Here is a 2,293-nt window from a genome sequence, read left to right on the forward strand (position 1 = left end):
TGGGAAACAAAAACAAAAACGCTGGTGTGGCGGATGTCACCGGAGCGAACAAAACAAGATTGAAACGGGAAGAAACAAAGTAGAGACGAACAAGACTTTACCAGACTGGAACCCGAAGATATATATAGACCGGCCGTGAGGCTCACCAGGTCGCCAAGTTCTTAAAAGAGATGTCAAGTAGCGCAGCGGGTATAACGAAGTACGCATTCAAGTACAGAGTGACCAGCTGAATTTTAAAGTCAGTGACTGACAGACAATACAAAAAAAAGAAGACTAATTTTAACGTTAGTTAAAACTGGTCAGCATCTTACAACACATTTTACAATGGAGAGTTTGATCCTGGCTCAGGATGAACGCTAGCGGCAGGCCTAATACATGCAAGTCGAGGGGTAGAAGGGGCTTGCTCCTTTGAGACCGGCGCACGGGTGCGTAACGCGTATGCAACCTACCTCAATCTGGGGGATAGCCCGAAGAAATTCGGATTAACACCGCATAAAATCACAGTACGGCATTGTACAATGATCAAATATTTATAGGATTGAGATGGGCATGCGTGTCATTAGCTAGTTGGCGGGGTAACGGCCCACCAAGGCGACGATGACTAGGGGATCTGAGAGGATGACCCCCCACACTGGTACTGAGACACGGACCAGACTCCTACGGGAGGCAGCAGTAAGGAATATTGGTCAATGGGGGCAACCCTGAACCAGCCATGCCGCGTGCAGGAAGACTGCCCTATGGGTTGTAAACTGCTTTTATCCGGGAATAAACCTCATTACGTGTAATGAGCTGAACGTACCGGAAGAATAAGGATCGGCTAACTCCGTGCCAGCAGCCGCGGTAATACGGAGGATCCAAGCGTTATCCGGATTTATTGGGTTTAAAGGGTGCGTAGGCGGCCTGTTAAGTCAGAGGTGAAAGACGGTAGCTCAACTATCGCAGTGCCTTTGATACTGACCGGCTTGAATGAACTAGAGGTAGGCGGAATGAGACAAGTAGCGGTGAAATGCATAGATATGTCTCAGAACACCGATTGCGAAGGCAGCTTACTATGGTTCTATTGACGCTGAGGCACGAAAGCGTGGGGATCAAACAGGATTAGATACCCTGGTAGTCCACGCCCTAAACGATGAACACTCGCTGTTGGCGGTACACAGTCAGCGGCTAAGCGAAAGCGTTAAGTGTTCCACCTGGGGAGTACGGTCGCAAGATTGAAACTCAAAGGAATTGACGGGGGCCCGCACAAGCGGAGGAGCATGTGGTTTAATTCGATGATACGCGAGGAACCTTACCCGGGCTTGAAAGTTAGTGAAGAACTTAGAGATAGGTTCGTCCGCAAGGACACGAAACTAGGTGCTGCATGGCTGTCGTCAGCTCGTGCCGTGAGGTGTTGGGTTAAGTCCCGCAACGAGCGCAACCCCTATGTTTAGTTGCCAGCACGTAATGGTGGGGACTCTAAACAGACTGCCTGTGCAAACAGAGAGGAAGGAGGGGACGACGTCAAGTCATCATGGCCCTTACGTCCGGGGCTACACACGTGCTACAATGGACGGTACAGAGGGCAGCTACATAGCAATATGGTGCGAATCTCACAAAGCCGTTCACAGTTCGGATTGGGGTCTGCAACTCGACCCCATGAAGTTGGATTCGCTAGTAATCGCGTATCAGCAATGACGCGGTGAATACGTTCCCGGGCCTTGTACACACCGCCCGTCAAGCCATGGAAGTTGGGGGTACCTAAAGTATGTAACCGCAAGGAGCGTCCTAGGGTAAAACCGATAACTGGGGCTAAGTCGTAACAAGGTAGCCGTACCGGAAGGTGCGGCTGGAATACCTCCTTTCTGGAGCAGCACTGGCTGCCCGATGCGCTATAAGATATTTCTAATAACAAGAAACAAAAGAAACACCCAAGAGATTGACCACATCAGTGGCCTAAAAAGTCTCTGAGCGGTGGGATTGAAATTGAATTACGGTTTGAGATCGACGAATTACGACTGAATCTGCAAAGAAAAGAAATTGTAACTCTGAAACCATCAATCTAAGATCAACCTAGTCCCGTAGCTCAGCCTGGTTAGAGCACTACACTGATAATGTAGGGGTCTCCAGTTCAAATCTGGACGGGACTACTATTGAGGTACGGGTTTTGAGATATGAGTGATGAGTGGAAAGCCAGAAGCTTTAAACTTTTAACACATAGCTTTCAGCCAAAATCTTACGGGGGATTAGCTCAGCTGGCTAGAGCGCCTGCCTTGCACGCAGGAGGTCAACGGTTCGACTCCGTTATTCTCCACAG

The 2,293-nt window shown here is 49.3% G+C and carries 2 tRNA genes and 1 rRNA gene; all 3 read left to right on the top strand.

The window, feature by feature from the left end:
• Positions 1–321: 321 nt before the first annotated feature.
• A 16S ribosomal RNA gene (locus EZJ43_RS16905) occupies positions 322–1,841 on the top strand.
• Between the two features lie 210 nt (positions 1,842–2,051).
• A tRNA-Ile gene (locus EZJ43_RS16910) sits at positions 2,052–2,126 on the top strand.
• Between the two features lie 90 nt (positions 2,127–2,216).
• Positions 2,217–2,290 (top strand) — tRNA-Ala (locus EZJ43_RS16915).
• Positions 2,291–2,293: the final 3 nt, after the last annotated feature.

The sequence above is a fragment of the Pedobacter changchengzhani genome (assembly GCF_004354365.1).
GTDB lineage: Bacteria > Bacteroidota > Bacteroidia > Sphingobacteriales > Sphingobacteriaceae > Pedobacter > Pedobacter changchengzhani.